This is a genomic window from Bacillus sp. FG16 (genome assembly GCF_057809515.1).
In genome coordinates, this window is record NZ_JBMDKC010000031.1 from 16,159 (window position 1) to 38,175 (window position 22,017).

The window sequence follows — 22,017 nt, forward strand, 5'->3', positions numbered from 1 at the left end:
TGGGGGTAACGATCCATGATTCGTGAAACAAATCAAGCCAAGTTGTATACGATTCCGGCTCAAGAGAAGCCTAGCATATTGAATCGAAGTGTAAAACGCTTGTTTGATATTATATTTTCACTCATATTGTTACTATTAACGATACCAATTATGTTGTTCTTTTGTATTATGATTACTTTAGAAACATCAGGGGCTCCAATTTACTTTCAAGAACGTTTAGGTATAAACGGGAAGAAGTTTAATGTATTTAAATTAAGGTCGATGGTAAAGGATGCTGAGATAAATGGCCCACAATGGGCAAAAGAACATGATCCAAGAATTACAAAAGTTGGATTGTTTATAAGGAAAACGAGAATTGATGAATTACCGCAACTTTTAAATATTTTAAGAGGAGATATGTCTTTTGTAGGCCCTAGACCAGAAAGAGAGTTTTTTTATAATGAATTTGATACGTATATTCCAGAATTTAAGGATCGTTTAATGGTAAAACCAGGATTAACAGGATGGGCACAAATAAATGGAGGATATAATCTTGATCCAAAGGAAAAGTTGAGGCTGGATATGGAGTATATTGAAATGAAAACGATTCGGATGGACATCCGTATTTTATGTAAGACCGTTTTAATTGTATTGAACGGTAATGGTGCAAGATAAATTTATATGCAAACAAAACAACATATGTAAGTAGGTTACTTGCAAAGGAGAACTGGTATGGGTAGATCTATTCTAAATAATATTATCCATCTATTTTATAGTACGATTTTAGCTAACCTTCTTCAGGCTGTCAGTTTAATTATTTTAGCAAACTTTTTTAACGCACAACATTATGGGATGTTTAGTGTTGCCATAGCAGTGACGTTTGTTATGTTATTTTTTACAGACTTAGGACTTAGTAATACGTTTCTTCGAGAAGGTGCAAAGGATGGGGCAGATTTAGAGAAGATTTTATCATCGTATATAAAAATAAGGATGATTTTACTTATTTTTATTTCTATCATCGGTTATATTGCTATTCATTATATGTATGCGGATAAAAATTTAATTTATATGATGATAAACGTAATGTTTTTCATGTTAATAGGATTAACTTGGCAAAACATAGGGATTGTCTATTTTCAACTGACGGAACGTATGAAGTATATAGCGCTCATAAAAGTTGTATCAGCATCAGTTGTCATTATAATTACATGTTTTTGTATTTTCGGAGAGTTATCGGTGTATGTAACGGCTCGCTTATATGCTTTTGGGTATATGATTGGTGGTTTATTCAGTATATATATCATGAGAAGAAAGACGAAAATGAATATGAAAGTCGTAATTCATAAAGCGTTATTTTGGCAATTAACTCCCTTTATTATTAGCGGTTTTTTAATAATGAGTACGCCACAATTAGCGCCTATCTTGCTTAACTATACATTACCATTAAGTATGGTAGGTGTTTTTGCAGTGGCGTACCGGATGCCGGCAGCTTTATATCAAGTACCAGGGGTGATTGCAGGTGCATTTTTTCCAGTGCTCTTTAAGCATTATAACCAGAATAATATAGAAGAGCATACGAAATTAAATTTACTTCAAATTAAATCAATGGCGATTGTAGGAATATGTATGACGATCGGTTTATATCATTTAGCACCATACTTTATTTCTATATTTTTTCATGAAGAATGGAGCAATGCAGTAGAACCACTCCAAATATTATCATTTCTTATTGTGCTACAAAGTTTAAATATTGCCATTGCTGACGGTTTAACGACGAGTGGATGTCAAAATAAGAGGACTGTTGTGCAGTGTGTAGCATTGGTGATAGGTGGGGTTATGCTTTATAGCTTTAGTAGTATTGGTGGAGTGATAGGAGCGGCATATGCTATGGTTTTATTTGAAATCGTCGCTTTAGTGGGATACATAGCGGTAAGTGTAGTGAAGAAAAAAATTGTATTCCAAATTGTAATACCGTATACAATTTATTTTGGTGTAACCTTTATTGGAGTGCAATATATATTGCATACATATCATTTAATTGCGCTTGTTCTTAATATACTAATCGTAGTAGCTGCCATATTCCTATATGATTATGAGCTGAAAAAACTTCTTCTTTCTTTTATAAGAAAAATACGCAAAAAGGATTATATTACGAAACAGGGGATATAGCCTATGGAAAATAATATGAAAGTATCGATGGGATGGATTATTTTTCTAATATTATTTGTTATGTTAAGTAAATACAATTTATATATTGGATTTTCATTGAAGATATATATGATTTTTTTAGTCATATATTTTTGTTTAACAATTAAAAACTTGCATATTCAAAAGTTATATTTTCATGAAGTTGTATTTTTACTGTTTTATTTCATTTATTGTTTAAGTGGAATTCTTTCTATGTATTTAAATGCTAGTATTCGTATGATTTTTGGCGTGCTACTCGTTTTAGGATGCTATTTTATAATGAGGAATTTATTGGGGAATACTGAAATAGTGGTACTTGAATCATCTATTGCTTATGTAGGAGTAGTATTTAATGTTGTAAGTCTAATACTCTATATAATCGGTTTACAATACTTTAGTTTATACGGTGGAGAAGAGAGAGAAATTTTTGCTGGGTTATTAGTGGATAGAGGATATCCACGGTTAATTGGATTGCTAGATGATCCTAACATTTTTATTTTCTATAATACAATATTTTTTATGTACTATATGACGAATTTACAAAATATCACTAACATCCTAGGGTTAATTTTATGTGTTACGACGAGTCTATTAACCTTTTCAAGGGGGGGTATATTAGCGCTTGTGCTTGTCGTTTTTGTATATATATGTATGTCTAGTTTCGCCAAAAAAATAAAAATAATTATGAGTTTAGTATTGTTTAGTGTAGTTATTTTTAGTTTATCGAACAGTGTAATGGGGGGCCAATTAGATGACATATTAAATAAACGAATTTCTGATTTTTCTCATGATAATGGAAGTGGTAGATTTACATTATGGGAAGCTGCTTTTAAATATTATTTATCCAATCCATATATTGGAATTGGCGCTTTTAACTTTTCGAATTATTATGAGTATCAATTTAATGAAAAATTATATGTACACAATACATTTTTAGAAATTTTGTCTGAATCGGGTACAATTGGTTTTCTTCTATATAGCGCGTTTTTATTCATATTAATGTTCAAGCTAGCGCAGCATACTTTGTTTCGTGAAAAACCATATCTTCTATTGACTATGATTGCATTTTTATTTCAGATGATGTCATTGTCACTTATTATTAACGAAGCGTTCTTTTTATTTTTAGCAGTTGTTGTGAAGTATATTTCAATATATGAAGGAAGGGGAAAGATAGATGGTAAAATGTCTATCAGCACATAACGAGCCGCCTTATGTTTCTGTAATAACACCTTCTTATAATAGTATACGATTTATAGGTGAGACAATTTCATCTGTACAGAATCAATCGTATGAAAACTGGGAAATGATTATCGTTGATGACGGTTCAACCGACCAATCTGCCGCAAAAATTAAAGAGATAATAGAAGGAGACTCACGAATTAGGTTATTATCATTAAAAGAAAATGTTGGTGCTGCTAAAGCTCGGAATTTAGCGATCCAAGAGGCAAGAGGAAGGTACATTGCCTTTTTAGATAGTGATGATATATGGTTGCCACATAAATTGAAGACACAATTGTTATTTATGGAAGAAATGAATATAGCTTTTTCATATGCGTCGTATAGTTTAATTGATGAAAATGGTAATGAATTAAATCGTGAAGTGAGTGTACCAAAATCTGTTGACTATCATTATTTAGTAGGAAATACAATTATCGGGTGTTTAACAGTGATGATTGATCGTGAAAAAATTCCGTATGTCGAAATGCCTAGTATACAGCCGGAGGATACAGCGTTATGGCTGAACTTATTACATGAAGGGTATGAAGCAAAAGGGATACAGCAAGTGTTAGCAAAATATAGAATTGTTACAAATTCTGTTTCTAGAAATAAAATTAGAGCAGCTTTTCGGTATTGGAAATTGTTAAGGGAACAAGAACGACTGAATTCGGTGCAAATTTTTTACTATTTTAGTAAGTATGCTTATCATGCTTATAAAAAAAATAAAATCAATGTAGTTGGGAAGACGCAATTATGAATATACTGTTGATGACAGATAAATTGATAACTGGCGGAGCCGAAAGCTATTTCTGTAAATTGGAAAGTAATTTGCGTTATGATGATTTTAAGATTTATACAGCTGCAGGTGATGGAGAACTATATGAATCTCTTACTAGAAAAGAAAATTTTATATTACTTAGTCGATGGAATCATTTGAGAAATATTTATTATTTACGAAACGAAATTTGTAAACGAAAGATAGAACTTATTCATGCAAATAGTTTGCGAATGGTATTATATGCTTTTCTAATTCAAAAGTTTATTAAAAAAAAGATGAAAATTGTTTATACGAAACATAATATAACGATATTAGAAAAGAAAATGCCAACGCTTTTTCGTTATTTCATGAATAAATATGTAAACAATATTATTACAGTAAGTGAGTTTGAAAAGAATAATTTAATTTCAATTCATGTAGCAGAAGAAAAAATAAATACAATTTATAACGGTGTCGATATTGAAAAGTTTTTATTCCAGCAGAAAAAGAAAGAACCTACATATAAAATAGGGATATTAGCTAGATTATCCAAAGAGAAAAACCATCAACTATTTGTCAAAATTGCAAATGTGTTGAAAAAGAGAAATGATTTTATGTTTTATATTGCTGGTGATGGACCAGAGAAAGAATCGATTATGAAAGAAATAGAAAAATATGGATTGCAGCAAAGGGTGAAGATGATAGGGAATATTTCAGAGCCGCATGAGTTTATAGGGAATATGGATGCCTTACTTTTATTATCTTTTCGTGAAGTGTTTCCAATGGTAGTAATTGAAGCGATGGCTACAGGGACACCAATTGTTTCAATAGATGTTGGCGGAATAAATGAAGCGGTAATAGATGGAGAGTCAGGTGTTTTGATATCTGAATATTGCGAATCTGAATTCGCAAGTGCACTTGAAGAACTACAAGGGAATGAAGAAAGGGTAAATGATATTAGATTGAAAGCACGAGAGAAAGCAGTGAGGTATTTCTCGTTAACTAAAATGATAGAAGAAACGAAAAATATATATGAGTTAAACAAATGACCGGGTAGGTCGTTTGTTTTTTTTATTATAGAAACTTTTAAGAGAGAACTCACATATTATATGAAAAAAGGTAATATGAGGAGTGAATTTATTTTGTCAGAATATATTTCTTCCCAAGAAGATTGTGCGCCAGAAAGTAGCGTTCACATTGATTGTTTTGGCGCAGTTCCAAACTCGGTAAATGATAGCTCATTAGCAATTCAACAAGCTATTGATTATTGTGTAGCTAACCGAATTTCGACAGTAAAAATTACAGGAGTAAATACGTACAAAATTGTAAAGCCGATTGTTATTAAATCAAACGTAAGATTAGAGTTAGATCCTACCGTAACGCTGCAAATTGATGGAGATTTTAATGCATTTGAGCTACAAAGTAACGCTTCGATAGTTGGTGGTACTATTCAAGTTATAAATCCATTGTTTCAATCTGCTGTTATTTATGTTTCTGGTTCACAACAAATCGAAGTACCTAATCAATCTGTTATATCAAATATAAATATAATAAATACAACTCCATCGTATAAAGGAAAAGCTATATATTTTTATTGTCAAAAGGCATGGGATTATATTAGTTTCTTTCAAGTTAAATTTATTCAAATTAAAAACTTTCAAACTGCAATATATTTGAAAACAGAGTATATAGATGATATTAATACACCTTGCTGGATTAACGCCAATGTATTTCAATCTATATTTATTGATGGATGCGGGTATGGGATTGAAGTAGATGGAAATAGTGATTTGCCAAATGAAAGTTCAGGAAATACGTTTCATGATATTCAAGTGCAATGTAGACAACAAACGAACAAAGTAATTCGTTGTTCAGGTGCGTATAATACATTTGATTGTATGATCTGGGATACGTACCGGATGAGTAGTGAACAGATTGTCATTGAATTTTCTTCTAATTCGCATCGTAACTACCTTTTTTCAAATTTACTTTCTACAACTATTGTAGATAAAGGACAATACAATGTTTGTAAGTCTACCTATGAAGAATCCCTTCGAATTCAGTTACCGATTACGTTAAATAGACCTCATTTAATAGGAAACCAAGATGATATTTTAGTAAATGCTCAGCAGAAATATAATGTTAAGCAAGTAAGTGGGAAAGTGCCGTACGGGGGGAATCTCACAAATTGCTTTAATTTAATAGATGAACAAAGTGTAAACTATATTGACGTTCCAGATAGTAATCCAGTTGTAATTGAACTGGATTTTACGAAAAAACCAATACAAATGTTAAATTGTTTTGGAATGTATTTTGGGTGGGGAGAGAGTCCAAAGAAAATTAAAATTGAATATGCATTAAGTGCAACTGGAAGTTGGGTTATTGCGTTGGATGTTCCATTAAATGTTGGCGATACAATTATATCGAATATGAAGGCGAGTCAGTTATATAAAGTTAGAATTACATTAAGTGGGTATTCTCAAGATCATAAGCGTTTTCGAATTAATCGTATTTTTGCAAGGTCTTCTATGGAAAATGGGAGCGCTTGGTTAGCGACAACTGGTGGAAGAATGTTTGGAGATATTGAAATAGAGGCAAGTAAAGGTATAATCATGAAGACTGCTAGTGGAGTGAAATGGAAAGTTACTATTAATGAAGCTGGCCAACTTATTACGACTAAGATAACTTAAGATGATATTTAATTATATATCCTTGGACGAGTTCCATTGTAGTGTGATAAAGGTAATGAAAAAGAGATTGTAATTTGGTTTCAACCAAACTACAATCTCTTTTTTTGTTTAAATTACTTCCACCAAATCCAAGTCCAAAGGTAATTTCGTACATTTCGAGGAGTAATGCGAATGAAGCGTTCACCGTCAAAGAAGCAATTTAAATTTGGAAGTGTTTCATCTGGATTTTCTGGAACAAAGGTGACGATGTTTTCGTTACTTGTAACGGTTACTGTAATTGGTGGATCGGTAGGCGAGACTTGAAGTTGTAACGAAATATTGGCCGTATTTTTAAATTGATTATTAACAGGTGGACTTATTACTTGTACTGTGAATAACACGATAATTGTTTCGTTTGGCTCTAAATTAGTGGCAACTAGGAAACCGATATTCGGATTCGCTAGTGGAGAGCGTTCACCGTTAATAAAGACAGTGCCGTTTATAAATTGTAAACCTGCTGGAATGGTATCTTGTAAAGAAATATTTGAGAGTGAAATTTCGGAAGTATTTGTAATACGCACCGTGTAATCAAAATATTGATTTAAATAAGCTGAGCTGACGGAAGCATTTTTCGTGACTGTTGTAGTTATAAATTGAACTGGTATACGAACGATATTTGAATTAACAATGAAAGTAATAATTGGATCCTGTGGTGTCAATTGAAAGGCAGCGGTAACTGTTGCAGAATTTATAATTGTACTGTTTGAAGGAATAGAAGTTACGAGGACTTGAAATGTTATAGTTGCTACTGAATCTGCAGGTAAAGAGCCGATATTAATACCAGTGTCTGGACGAACATTTGGAACGGGAGTACCGTTAATTGTTACGCTGTTTTCTATAAATGTTGTACCAGCTGGAATGCTGTCTATAACAGAAGTGCTGATTGTCGGAATTGGGGAGTGATTAAATACCGCTAATGTGAATGTAATGATATCTCCTATAACGACGATAGATTTGTCTGCTGTTTTCTCAATGTTAATTATTGGCCCGATTAATGTCGTTGTAACGGTATTTGTTTGTTTTGTAATTGTAATAGGTGGTTTTGTTGGATCAATGATAACGGTATAGGAAACAGAAGCATCATTATTAATTGTAGATTGAAGGGTAGAAGAAGATATTGTCACTTGGAACGTAATAATAACAGATTCATTAGGAGCAAGGTTTCCTAACGTAATACCATTTTCAGGATTCTCATTAGGCTGATTGATTCCGTTAATCGTAACACTACCAGCAACAAAAGTCGTATCTATTGGTATGGTGTCTATAGCAAGAAGGTCTTCAATCGTTACATTACCGCTATTCATAATCGTAATTGTATACGTTAAAGTTTGAGCAGGTAAGGCATTCGTTACATCAACAGATTTTATGGCAATGACATTATCATTTTGGACAGTAGTTGTGACGGTATTTGTTGTAGTCGTATTTGTAACGGGTACGTTATTTGGGTTGACTATATAGTTAAAAGTAGTAATTGCGTTGTTGTTTAGTTCATTTGGTGTTGGAATAGTAGTCACAGTTACTTGGAATGAAACGATAGCATCTCCATCTACAATTATAGTACCAATTGGTATGCCGCTTACTGGATTCACTCCTGGAAGAGTTTCTCCGTTTACAATGACGCTATTTTCTATAAACGTAGTACCTTGAGGAATAATATCTTGAATGATTACATCATTTACTGCAACATTACCGGTTTGATTTAGTGTAATCGTATACGTTAACGTATCACCAACCGTTGCAAATGCAAGGTCAACAGCTTTATTACTATTCAAATTCGCGTGATTAATTTCTGTTGCGGCAGCTGATGAAATAATAGTTTCGGTAATAGGTGGTCGATCTGGTACCGTGTATTCATATTCAATTGTACTCGTGTTAGAGATTGGATTTGTTTGTGGAATCGAAGTAACTCGTACTTGGAATAGAATAGTTGCTGTCGTATTAGGCGGAATGTTATCAATTTGTATACCGTTAAGAGGGTTGTCATTTGGCCGAGCGTTGCCGTTCACGATAACACTATTCTCTATAAAGCTCGTATTTGCTGGGATGATATCTGTAACAATAATGTTTTCCACTTGTATATTTCCGTTATTTATGATGGAAATTGTATAAGGGATGATAGTTTGTAAGTCAGCATATTGGATAGGCGTTGTTTTTGTCGCAATTACATTAGCAGAAATAACTTCAGTGAAAGTAATATTGCTAGTCGATATTTGTTCTTCCACGTTTATTGTATAACGAGAAGTTGATTGATTTTGAACATGGCCGCTAGTAGGAAGAGCTACGACGGTAACAGAAAATGTGACTGGGATAGAAATGTTAGGAGCAATCGTTCCTAGAAGTATACCTGCACTTGGGTTGGCGTTAAGCTGAGGAATGTTATTTACTAAAACGCTACCGTCAATAAAGGTTGTTCCATCAGGTATATTGTCTGTAAATACAACAGCAGTGGCATCCGTATTCCCTGTATTCGTTAAAGTTGTTGTATAAGTTAAAATGTCACCAATTGTTACAGAGGTCAGATCAACCGTTTTAAGTGAAACGATATCAGCATCATTAATTTGAACGAAAGTAGTATTGGAAGTCGTAGATTTTTGAATTGGTGCAAAGTCAGGATTGAAAATAAAGTCGTAGACGATGTTTGCAGTATTAGGTGTTGGATTTACAGCAGGTAAATTCGTAACGGAAACTTGGAATGTTATTGTAGCCATTTGATCTGCTGCAACATTAGGAATGGAAAAGCCGATATTCGGATCTGCTGCAGGAAGTACAGTATTGTTAACTATTACACTTCCTGGAATAAATACTGTTCCATCCGCTATAGTATCTGTAAAAAAGATGGAGTTAGTTGTAGTCGATCCATTATTTTGAATGAATACTGTATATTCAATGGTTTCATCAATGTTAGCTAATACAGTATTAGCGGATTTTGTAGCAATAAGAATAGCATCAATAAATTGTATATTTGTACTATTGGAAGAGGTTGTTTCTGAAATTGGTGGTGCGCTTGGGTCTGGTCGATACTCATAGTGAATGACGGCGATATTATTAATGTTATTTTGTGGCGGTATAGAGACTACGCTTACTTGGAACGTAACAATAATCGTATTATTTGGAAGAATTATATCAAGATTGATACCGGTAATTGGATTTTCGTTAGGTCTTGGTACGCCATCTACAAGAATGCTATTTGGAACGAATGTGGTACCAGCAGCAATTGCGTCAAGTAGAAGCGTATTTGTAATAGGTATTGTACCAGCGTTTGTAACTGCGACTGTATATGTGATGATTTGACCGATACGTGTAATGGATCTATTGGCGGATTTAATGGCGCTAACATTTGCTGTCCGTACTTCAGTATTTACTGCATTTGATAACGATCTACGCTGAATAATTGGAGAACTAGGGTCAATTTGGTATTCGTACGAAGTGTCTGAAATATTAATGACTGTATTGCCCTCTGGTATATTTGTAAGTTGTACTTGGAATGAAAGAGTGACTGTTTCATCTGGTTGTATCGTGCCGAGAGTTACGCCATTCTCTGGGTTCGCACCAGGCTGGATGACATTATTTATTGCTAAGCTATCTTCAATGAATATAGTACCTTCCGGAATGTTATCAATGAACACGGTATTGTTAGCTGGAACGGTTCCTATATTTTGTAGTGTATTTGTGTAGGTAATAATTTGCCCGATTGATACGAAAGTTACATCCGCGCTTTTAACAGAAATAATATTTGCGTTTTGAAGTGATGTTGTAACAATGTTAGAATTTGCAGAGCGATTTACTGGTGGGGCTGTAGGGATACTTACATATTGGTAAGTTGCTGAAGATTGATTTACAATTTCGGTTTCAGTAGGTGGATTATTTGTTTGCACTTGAAATAGTATCGTTTTGGAACTGTTTGCTGGAATTGTTCCAATCGGTATTCCGTTTTCTGGATTTACACCTGGCTGAAGGACACCGTTAATTGTGACACTATCGAGAACGAATGTAGTCCCAGCTGGAATAGAATCTGTGAAATTAATATTTATTGCGTCAACATTACCGATATTTTTCACTTCAGAAATATAAAGTATAGTTCCACCGATATCTACAGTTGTTGGATTGGATGTTTTTGTAATTGTCAATTGTGCTTGCACGAAATTTGTAATGACGATATTACTAGTAGATGTTTCAGTAATAGGCGGTTGCCCTGGGTCTGGTTGGATTGTATATGTTGTATTGGATTGATTTGTAATCGATTCTTGCGAGAGTGAATCGTTAATAAGAATTTGGAATGAAATAAGATGAGTAGCGTTTGCTGCTAGGGTAGGTAAAGTAACACCTACATTTGGATTAGCACCAAGTATAGTTGTTCCGTTAAGTGTAAAACTATTTTCTACGAATGTAGTATTTTGGGGGATAGTATCTGAAAATATGAGATTAGTAGCTGGAATATTTCCGGTATTTTCTAGTGTTATTGTGTAAGTCAAAATATCACCTGTTGTTGCTTGTTGTGCATTGACTCCTTTTAAAGAAAGGATAGTCGCATCCGAAATTTGTGTGAAAGCTGGATTCGAAGTAATTGTTCGAGAGATGATAGGAGCAGTTGGATCGGCGATAAAAGTATAGTCAATACGGGCTGTATTAGAAATTGGGTTCACGCTTGGAATAGATTGAACGATAACCTGGAATGTTACAGTGACGATTTCTGACGGTGTGATGGGGTTTACTGGTATTCCTACGTTAGGGTCGGCACCTGGAACGGAAACGCTATTAATAGTTACGCTATTCGGAATAAATGCAGTTCCTTCTGGGACCAAATCTGTTAAAGTAACTGTATTTGCAGTAGTATTTCCGTTGTTTTGAACGACTACTGTGTAAGTGATTGTACCGTCAGTAGATTGTACGAGAGAATCTGTACTTTTAATTGCGGATAACGATGCATCAACAACAGCTGTATTAACTGTATTAGACGAGGATGTTGCTGTAACAGGAGGTTGACTTGGATCGACAATATACGTGTAACTTGTAAGTGCTTGATTTATAATCGCTCCTTGCGGCGGGATAGAACTTGCAAGAAATTGGAACGTAATAGTAGCGGAATCACCTGGTGCGATAATACCAACTGGAATACCAAGAGTTGGACTTGCATCTGGAAGTGAAATCCCGTTGAGCGTAACACTATTTGGAACAAATAATGCTCCTTCAGGAACTCCGTTAATGAGTAATACAGAGTTTGCAGGGAAGTTTCCAGTATTCGTTAATGTTGCTGTATACGTAATTACATCTCCAATAGATACGATTGTTCGATTTGCTTGTAAAACAGTTGTAACAGTTGCGTTATTAATTTGTGTTGAAGCGCTATTAGAATTTATCGTGCCTGTAACAGGAGGAGAGGCCGGATCAACGATGAATGCGTATTGAATAGATGCTACGTTTGTAATCGGATTTGAAGGTGGAGTTGATGTAACTATGACTTGGAAAGTAACGGTTAAGGAACTACCTGCGCTAACTGTTCCGACATTAACTCCATTATTTGGATTTGCGCCTGGAATGGTACTTCCATTTACAGCAAAACTATTTTCAACAAAGGTCGTACCTGCTGGAACCATGTCTGAGAAATTTACATTCGTTGCATTTGTATTGCCGCTATTTTGAATCAAAACTGTATAAGTGATCGTATCTCCAATATTTGCAAAGGCTGTATTAGTAGTTTTTACAGCTGAAAGTATTGCTGAATTAATAGAGGTAACGAAGACGTTCGTTTCCACATTGCCAGGTTGAGCCTGTAATGCATTGCCTACGTTATATTGGAAGTTAACAAATCCTAAGTTTTGGAGTTCAGGTGTGAGCGTTGTTGGATTGCTTACAATTTGAACTTGGAATACGATTGTTACGATTTGATTTGGAGTTATTGTATTTATGCCAACGCCGTCAATGATAGAAGCGGATGGTAATGGAGTTCCATCAACAACAACTGATCCTACAACAAATTGTGTCCACGATGGTATAGGGTCTGAGAATACAACATTGTTAGCTGGAATATTTCCTGTGTTCGTAATCGTTGTTGTATACGTAATCGTATCACCGATCGTTGCAAATGTTTTATCTCCTATTTTAGTAGTGTTTAAAATTGCACTTTCAATTTGTGTTGAAACGCTATTAGAAGCAATGTTTTTTGAAACTGGAGGATTAGCTGGATTAACGATATGCTGGAAGCTAACGCTAGCTTGATTAGTAATTGGATTTATAGGTGGAATTTCATTGGCATTAATGTGAAATGCTACGATTACAGACTGGTTTGGCGCGATATCACCAATTGGAACGCCTGTAATGATATTTGCATTTGGGATGCTAGTTCCGTTCAGTGTAAAACTATTCGGTTCAAATGAAGTTCCGTCTGGAATAAGGTCGGTAAAAATAACATTTGTTGCACTAACATTGCCGCTATTTGTAATTGTAACGGTGTAGGTAATATCCTGCCCGATATCTACCGTAGATACATTTGAATTTTTTTGTGCAGTAAGAATAGCACTATTAATTTGTGTGGTCGTTGTATTAGATTGATTGGACGTTGTAATAGATGGTTGGCTAGGATCAACGACATAATGATATGTGATAGAAGCAGAATTAGAAATAGGATTAAGTGTAGGAAGTGTGGTAACAGTTGCTTGGAATGTGACGATTGCTGCATTACCGCCGTTAATGGAACCAATATTTACACCAGTAGATAAATCAGCGTTTGGAATGGTTTGCCCATTAACTGTGAAACTATTTGGAACGAAACTTAAATTACTATCAAGAATATCGATAATAGTTACATCAGTTGCAGCCGTATTCCCGGTATTAGGGAGGTTAAGTGTAAATGTTATTGTATTACCAATATCCGCGAAAGTAAGATCTGCTGTTTTTGTGCTAATAATAGTTGCGTTGTTTATTTGAAGAAGTGTAGTGTTGGAAGTAGCTGTACTTGAAATGGGAGGATTAACAGGATCAACAGTAAACTCATACGTCGTTGCTGCTGTATTTGGTGCAGGATTAATAGGTGGGATGCTGTTCACCGTAACTTGAAAGACGATACTATATATTTCATTTGGTGGAAGTGTTGCAAGTAATACGCCTGTATTTGGATTCGCATTTGGTTGTAAAACGCCATCGACCGTTAATGTGTTAGGAACAAATGTGAGTCCATTTGGTAATGCATCTGTGAATACTATATTAGTTGCATCGGTATTGCCTATATTGGTAATGGAAGTAGTATAAAAAGCAGTTTGCCCGATATCTGCAAAGGATACACTTTCATTTTTCGTCATAGATAATATTGCTTCTTTAATTTGTGTTGAAACAGGATTACTAATTGAAGTTTCTGCATCAGGTGGTGAGACTAATTGGTACGATGTTGATGAGAAATTTACAATTGGGTTTTGGGTTGGTAATGAGGTCACATTTACTTGGAATGAAACAGTTATTGTAGCCCCAGCTGTTATTGGCCCAATATTTACACCGTTTGTTGGATCCGCACCACTTTGAGGAATTCCATTAATAGAAAATGAATTTGTAATAAATGTAGTTCCGCTCGGCATAGCATCTGTGAAAATCACATTTTGTGCGGAGGAATTTCCATTGTTTGTTAAAGTGACAGTATAAGTGAGTGTATCTCCGATGTGGCTAAAAGCTTTATCAACTTGTTTCGATGAAAGAATGGTAGCAGTATTAATTGTAGTAAACGTTGTGTTTGAAGTAACATTTCTTGAAACAATCGGTGCATTTGGATCAGCGATAAATGTGTAAGAAGCAGTAGCGGAATTGGCAATAGGATTTTGAACAGGGGTAGAAGTAGCGGTCACTTGAAATGCTATAGATATTGAGCTGTTAGGGGCAATTGATCCAATCGTTATGCCTGTATTAGGATTCAATCCAATTTGTGTGATTCCATTTATTGTAACGCTGTCAGTAATAAATGTTGTGCCATCTGGTATAAGATCAGTGAAAGTAATATTCGTTGCATTTGTATTACCGCTATTCGTTAAAATTGTCGTATAGGTAATGGTATCACCTAGTGTTACAAGCGTTTGATCGACCGATTTTACCATCGTTATCATAGCATCTAATACAGGGTTTGTAGCAATATTCGTTGAAGTAGAGGTAGTAGCAGGAGCGCTGTTAGGATCAACAGTATAAGAATATAAAATTGTGTCATTACCCATAATCGAACTGGAAGGGGGAACAGAAATAACATTTACTTGGAAAGTAACAGTTACTGTTTCACCAGGAGCGATATTTGGTATATTTACTCCAAGTGCTGGTTGCGCACCAGACTGCTGAACACCATTGATTGTGACTGAATTTGGTATAAAGGTAGTGCTAGCTGGAATAGCGCTTGTGAAAGTAATATTCGTTGCGGCTGTATTTCCTGTATTGGTAATAGTAGTTGTATACGTAATCGTATCTCCAACTGAAACTATAGATTTATCAGCACTTTTTTGGGTTGTTAAAATTGCACTATTAATAGTTGTCGAAACCGCATTAGATACATTCGTTTGTGATACGGCAGGTTGGCTAGGATCGACCACATGTGCAAATTGTACAGAACTAGAATTAGAAATTGGATTTATACTTGGAATGTTTGTAACAAGTACGTTGAGAGTAATCACGGCCGTTCCACTTGGGTTTATATTTCCAATCTGAATCCCGTTAGCTGGATTTCCGATTTGCTGTGTACCAGAATCGTTTGTAAGAGCTCCGGAAATAAATGTTGTTCCGTCAGGTAAAATATCTGTGAAAATTATATTTTGTGAAGTGACATTTCCAGGGTTACTTAATGTAATCGTATAAGAAATTGTATCGCCAATTGTTGCGAAAGTTTTATCTACAGATTTGATTGCCACAATTTCCCCAGAATTTATTTGTGTCGAAACGGGATTAGATGTCGTATTTCTTGAAACGAGTGGTAAATTAGGTCCTGTCATAAATTGATAATCAATAGAAGCTCCGTTTACAACAGGTGAGTTTGGACCCCCAGGTCCAATTGTGAAAATTGGATTTGGAATGCTAACTACTTGCACACGGAAGGTAACGTTTGTAAAATCTCCTGCAATAATATCCCCAATTGGTATCCCATTCGCTGGATTTACCCCAGGTAATAAAACCCCGCCTACTCGAACGCTATCCTCTATAAACACTGTATTATTTGGAATCGGATCTGTAAAAATGATATTCGTAGCAGTTGCGTTTCCTATATTATCCAATAAAATAGTATACGTTAAAAATGAATTTCCAGGTGCTACGTCAGAAAATAGTCGATCCACACTTTTCGTTGCTTGAATAATCGCTTCGTTAATTTGAACTAAAGTTGGATTACTTGTAGCTGTTTCCGTCACAGGCGGCTGGGTAGGATCAATAATGATCAAGTATGTTGTGCTAGATTGGTTCAAAGTTGGATTGGTAGCTGGTATTGAGCCAACGATAGCTTGAAAGCTAATTGTTGTCGTTCCTCCAACTGGAATTGAGTCTAAAGAGATCCCGCTATCTGGTCTAAATCCAAGTTGTGGGATGGTATTAATTTGTACGCTATCAGGAACGAATGAAAGTTCAGGTGGTAATATATCGATAAAAACAGGTGTGTTTGCGGTAGTATTTCCGCTATTGGTGAGGGTAGTTGTATACGTAATTGTATCTCCAACAGCAGCAAAAGCACTGCTTGCAGTTTTTGTTGCGATAACAGAAGCAGTATTTACTTGTGTAAAAGTTTTATTAGATTTAATTGTTCGTGAAACTGGCGGTTCATTTATATCTACAATAAAGCTATATTGAAGCGATGATTTGTTCGGGATTGGATTAGGGTTTGGAAGTGTTGTAATGTTTACTTGAAAACTGAGTGTAGCAGATGCATTTGAATTCAAGTTACCAATATTGATACCGTTTTGTGGATTTGCATTCGGAACGGTTACACCATTTATCTTAAAGCTATTTGGGATAAAGGTAGTACCGTTTGGAATTGTATCAGTAAAAATAATGTTGTTCGCAATAGTATTTCCGGTGTTTGTAATAGATGAAGTGAATGTAATTGTATCACCAATTGTAGCGAAAGTTGTACTAGCGCTTTTATTTATTACTAAAGTAGCGTCAATAATTGGTGTAACTGTTGTATTTGTTACGGTGCTACCAACAGCAGGAGATTGGTTTGGATTTACGGTATATTCATAATTTACAAGAGCATTATTTGTTAATGTGCCACTAGGTGGTATCGCTAAAATTTGTGCTTGAAAAGTAATGAATACAGTATCTCCTGGCGAAATATCTGCCAAGTGAACACCAAGTGACGGATCTAATCCTGGTTGTGGAACATTATTGATAGTTACGGAGTTTTGGATAAATGAAGCTCCTGCGCCAAGCCCATCTGTTAAAACAGTTGCACTAGCAGGGATATTACCCGTATTTGTTACTGCAATCGTATAGGTAACGATATCACCAATTGCAGCTGTCGGTGTATTCACAGACTTAGTAGCGACAATAGTAGCGTTATTAATTTGAGTTGTTATTACGTTACTTAACGTATTGGCGGATGCTGGAGGTAAGTTAGGATCTACGACATACTGGTACGTTGTATTGCTTTGGTTCGGGATTGGATTTGGATTCGGGATAGAATTTACTTGTACTTGGAATGAAATAATCGTATTTGCATTCGGATTTATTGGGTCGATTGCAATTCCGCTTGCTGGATTGACATTAGGCAGTGTATTCCCATTTACAGTAACACTATTAGGAATAAACGATGTTCCGTTTGGAATTACATCTGTAAATATTACATTTGATGCAAGTGTGTTCCCGTTATTCGTTAAAGTAGTCGTGTACGTAATAATATCATTTACGTTAGCAAACTGTTTATCTGCCGATTTAGTAGCGGCAATTGAGGCGTTATTAATAGTTGTCTGTACAGTGTTAGAAGCAACCATCTGCATTACAGCTGGTTTGGATGGATCATACGTATATTGGAATGTTGTGCCTGATTGATTTGTAATTGGGTTTACAGCAGGGATAGTTGGTACAAAAACTTGGAATGCAACGGTGCGTGATGAACTCGCTCCTATCGTACCAATCGAAATGCCATTAGCAGGATTTGCATTAGCTATAGGGACATTATTAATCGTTACAGTATTAGGAATGAAGAGGGTACCCGCTGGAATGATATCTGTAAATGTTACATTAGCAGCAGGGATATTCCCGTTATTCGTTAAAATAGTCGCATATAGTATGACATCACCGACATCAGCGAAGTTTGTACTCGTTAGTTTTGTAGCAACGATATTAGCAGTATTAATTTGTGTAGTTACTATATTGCTAGCAGTGTTTCTAACAAGAGCAGGTAAGTTTGGATCAGCGATAAAGCTATATTGAAGTGCAGCGCTGTTTTGAATTGGGTTTGGTGAAGGTAGCCCATTTGCACTTATTTGAAACACAATCGTTGTAAAACCACCCGAAGGAATGGAGCCCACTTGAAGACCGGCACTAGGGTCTGCACCTAGTTGTAAAGCACCACCTATAAAAATACTATTTGGAACGATAGTGGTGCCATTAGGGATTATATCGGTAACGATAACATTATTGGCTGTAGTATTGCCAAGATTAGCTAAAGAAATTGTATATGTGATTGGTTGCCCGACGTCGGCGATAGTTAAATCTACTTCTTTGACAATAACGACATTTGCTAAATTAATTTGTGTACTTACAGATGTTTCTATAGTTGGTGGATCGCCCGGATTTAAAATAAAGCTATACTGTGTACTAGATGAATTTAATGTTGGATTTTGTGTTGGTAAAGAGTTGACGGTTACTTGATAAGAGACGGTAAGTGAACCGTTAGCAGCAATGGAAGGTAGCGGAACACCTATATTTGGATCTGCGTTATTTTGAAGTACACCATTAATAAGAAAAGTGTTTGGAATAAAGGTAGTACCGTCTGGATTCGTATCTACGAAAGTAGGGCTATCAGCAGAAACACTTCCTGCATTCGTCAAAGTAACAGTATAAGTTAATATATCCCCTACGGTAGCGAACTCTCGATCCACTGTTTTGGCTGAAATGACATTTGCATCGTTTACTTGAGTAAATGTAGTGGTTGAAGTAGTGTTCTTACTTACAGGTGAAGTGTTTGGATCAACGATAAAGTTATAGGAGATGGAAGCGCTATTTGAAATAGGGTTTGGATTTGGAATGCTAGTTATTACTACTTGGAATGAAGCTGTAATTGTAGTATTAGCATTGATGTTACTAATATTGATGCTAGCTGGTGTAACGCCTGGCTGAGTAACACTGTTAACTATAACACTGTTTGGGACAAAGGCGGTTCCATTCGCAATTGAATCAGATAGTAATACATTGTTCGCTGCAACATTTCCATCGTTAGTAAGAGCAAAGGTGTAAGTTAATACATCGCCAACTTCCGCAAACGTTTTATCTACAGATTTATTAACATGGAGATTTGCTAGTCTAATTGTTGATGTAACAGAATTAGAATTTGCTGTTTTTGAAGTAGGTGGCAAACTTGGATTTACAGTGTAAATATAAGAGGCGAAAGCGTTATTAATAATAGGGTTTTGGGCAGTAATGTTAATGACTGTTACTTGAAAGGATAAGGTAAAAGTAGCTCCACCAGGAATTGTGCCGATAGGTAAAGCAACGAGAGAATCTACATTCTGCAAAACTCCGTTTAGTGTTACAGTGCCAAGAGTCAATATCGTTCCGTTTGGAAGTGGGTCTGTTAGTTGAACGTTATTAGCGGCTGCATTTCCGCTGTTTGTAATAAGGATTGTATAACTTATCGTTTCGCCAATTGTGGCAAATTGTTTGTTAGTTGATTTTGTTAAAGTTAAATTCGCATTGTTAATTTGAGTGGAAACGAGATTAGAAGAAATGTTTTTTGTAACGGGAGATTGGCTAGGGTTTACGGTATATTGATAAGAAGCGCTTGATCCGTTAGATACGACATTTGACGCGGGTATTGTGTTTACTACTACTTGAAATGCAACATTTTTTATTGTGCCGCTTGGGATGGATCCAATGTTCACGCCGGTAGCGGGATTTGCGCCCACTTGTGTCGTGCCATCTATTGTTAAACTGTTTAGAACAAAAGTTGTTCCAGTAGGAATGATATCTGTAAAAATAACATTGTTCGCATTTGTATTACCTGTACCTGTAAAGGAAACGGTGTACGTTAGTGTATCACCAATATCTGCGAAATTTTTATCTACTGCTTTTGCCATTGTTACAGTGGCGTTATTTACTTGAGTAGATACGATATTGGTCGTATCAGTCCCACTTACTGCAGGTTGATTTGGTACAGGAATGTATTGATATGTCGTTGTACCACTATTTAATATTGGATTTGTTTGGGGGATAGAAGGAACGAATACTTGAAATGAAATAGTAGTAGTAGAATTTGCAGCAATTGACCCAATTGATATACCATTAGCGGGATTTGCGGCAGCTTGAGTAACTCCGTTCACAGTTACGCTCCCTGGAATGAAAGTAGTCCCGCTAGGAATCGGGTCCGTATATATAACATTTGTTGCAGAGATATTTCCTATATTAGCTAAGGCAATACTGTAAGTTAATGTTTCACCAATATCGGTAAAAAATTTGTTGACTGATTTTGTTCCATTAATATCTGCCAGGTTAATTTGCGTTCCAGCAGAATTGCTTGTTGCAAGACCGTTAAAGGTTGTTCCTCCGGCGATTGGTGTATATTGAAATGTAATATTCGCAGTGTTAGAGATAGGATTTTGACTTGGAAGAGAAACGACAGTAGCTTGGAAGGTTACTGTGCGAGAAGTACCATTATTAATTGTTCCAAGAGATATACCAGCCGCGGGATTTGCATTTGTTTGTGGTACGTTATCTACTGTTACAGTGCCGGGTATAAAAGAAGTACCGTTAGGGAGACTATCTATAAAAATAGCGTTATTGGCAGGAAGAAGCCCGGTGTTAGGGATAGTAACTGTATAAGTGAGAATATCTCCAATTGCAGCAACACTTTTATTTACGCTTTTCGTTGCTTGTATATTTGGGGAGTTTATATTAATTTGTAAGCCGACTGTATTTAACATATATGCATCTCCGTTAGTAGTTAAACGGATTGCGGCGGATACTTGTGAGTTTGTTAAATAAGGAGAAATATCAATAGAAGTAATATCCCAGCCCTGTCTTCCAGCGGAGATGTTTGTACCTGTAGAAGCACTTTGATTTCGCGTTCCAAATGTCCCAGTTGTATCTAAGTTTCCTGCAGCATTATTAACTTGAGAACCGAAGAAATTATTTACAGCATTATTTGGCCCAGATAAAGCATTTAATGAACTGAAATTTGGTCCAAATAAAGCTTGATCCCCTATTAAATCTGCATCTCCTTCAATAGAACTTAAAAATAACCTCCCGCTTACAGGTCCTCCTGAAGGTGTTAAAAATCCAGAAACAGCTACATCTGCACTACCGGTATCAGCAGAAACACGGTTACCCGCTACATAAATGGTTAAGTTTCTTGCTGGCAATGTCCCGTTTTGATAAGCGACGATAAGCGTCCATCCAGCCGAATTAATTGTTCCATTAGAAGCATCTATAGGATCTACAAGTCCAGGAACCGCGCCTGTAGTATAGGAACCAGAACCTCCCGCTTGAATAAGGGTTGTTACGTCTGCTGAACGAGTGTAAAATCCAAATGTAATAGAGTTTGAAACGAATGTTTGGTTTGAAGCCGTAACAGCTGAAGGAGTAATCGAGTATGTTGAAACAGGTGTTGTAAAAGAAACTGGGTTTCCTAATACACTCGTAATGTTTTGATCACGAGATAAATAGTTTCCACCCCAAACGAGTTCTGCGTAAAGAATAGTACTACCAGCAGGGATATTTAAAATAGCGGTAGAACTATTTTGTGTATAGTTTAACGTTGTACCAGCAGGAAAAGTAGGTACTTGTAAAGCAGTATTCGTAGTTGCGAATGCACCAATTGCCCCGATTGTACCAGCACGGTTTTGATTACTAATTTTACTTAAGCCTAAAGTATTTCCAGTAATAGCGAGTGCGCCGTTAGTGGTGGTAGAAAATCGATTCGTAATGGGCATGTTGTCACCTCATTTACAATATAGTCTTGGTCAAAATAACATATGTATGTGA

7 protein-coding genes are annotated in these 22,017 nt (G+C 35.7%); 6 read left to right on the plus strand and 1 reads right to left on the minus strand.

Annotated elements, in window-relative coordinates; all coding sequences use genetic code 11:
* The first annotated feature begins 15 nt into the window (after positions 1–15).
* The 6 genes from ACODS7_RS13655 (at position 16) to ACODS7_RS13680 (ending at position 6,831) form a co-directional block, all read left to right on the plus strand.
* Complete coding sequence (locus ACODS7_RS13655) at positions 16–654, plus strand: sugar transferase (protein WP_016082220.1); 639 nt, start codon at positions 16–18, stop codon at positions 652–654.
* Between the two features lie 57 nt (positions 655–711).
* A complete protein-coding gene (locus ACODS7_RS13660; protein WP_029441879.1) occupies positions 712–2,148 on the plus strand; it encodes an oligosaccharide flippase family protein in 1,437 nt (478 codons plus the stop codon).
* A 3-nt stretch (positions 2,149–2,151) separates the two neighbouring features.
* Complete coding sequence (locus tag ACODS7_RS13665; RefSeq protein WP_243169342.1) at positions 2,152–3,366, plus strand: O-antigen ligase family protein; 1,215 nt, start codon at positions 2,152–2,154, stop codon at positions 3,364–3,366.
* Positions 3,341–4,141 carry a glycosyltransferase family 2 protein gene (locus ACODS7_RS13670; protein ID WP_000237686.1) on the plus strand — a complete coding sequence of 267 codons (801 nt, stop codon included), beginning with the start codon at positions 3,341–3,343 and terminating at the stop codon, positions 4,139–4,141. Before ACODS7_RS13665 ends, ACODS7_RS13670 begins: the two co-directional genes overlap by 26 nt.
* On the plus strand, positions 4,138–5,190 hold the full coding sequence (locus ACODS7_RS13675) for a glycosyltransferase family 4 protein (RefSeq protein WP_098629007.1): 1,053 nt from the start codon (positions 4,138–4,140) through the stop codon (positions 5,188–5,190). The genes ACODS7_RS13670 and ACODS7_RS13675 overlap by 4 nt, the downstream gene beginning before the upstream one ends.
* Before the next feature lie 93 nt (positions 5,191–5,283).
* The gene (locus ACODS7_RS13680) at positions 5,284–6,831 is read left to right on the plus strand and encodes a glycoside hydrolase family protein (protein ID WP_142333768.1); all 1,548 of its coding nucleotides are present in this window, start codon (positions 5,284–5,286) and stop codon (positions 6,829–6,831) included.
* A 113-nt stretch (positions 6,832–6,944) separates the two neighbouring features.
* Here the strand turns inward: ACODS7_RS13680 and ACODS7_RS13685 are convergent, their stop codons facing one another.
* A complete protein-coding gene (locus ACODS7_RS13685; RefSeq protein ID WP_243168819.1) occupies positions 6,945–21,965 on the minus strand; it encodes a DUF11 domain-containing protein in 15,021 nt (5,006 codons plus the stop codon).
* Positions 21,966–22,017: the final 52 nt, after the last annotated feature.

Excerpts from the sequence above, each read along its gene's own strand:
- ACODS7_RS13670 (WP_000237686.1), top strand. The coding sequence starts at position 3,341 with ATGGTAAAATGTCTATCAGCACATAACGAGCCGCCTTATGTTTCTGTA.
- ACODS7_RS13660 (WP_029441879.1), top strand. The coding sequence starts at position 712 with ATGGGTAGATCTATTCTAAATAATATTATCCATCTATTTTATAGTACG.
- ACODS7_RS13685 (WP_243168819.1), bottom strand. The coding sequence starts at position 21,965 with ATGCCCATTACGAATCGATTTTCTACCACCACTAACGGCGCACTCGCT.
- ACODS7_RS13665 (WP_243169342.1), top strand. The coding sequence starts at position 2,152 with ATGGAAAATAATATGAAAGTATCGATGGGATGGATTATTTTTCTAATA.
- ACODS7_RS13675 (WP_098629007.1), top strand. The coding sequence starts at position 4,138 with ATGAATATACTGTTGATGACAGATAAATTGATAACTGGCGGAGCCGAA.
- ACODS7_RS13655 (WP_016082220.1), top strand. The coding sequence starts at position 16 with ATGATTCGTGAAACAAATCAAGCCAAGTTGTATACGATTCCGGCTCAA.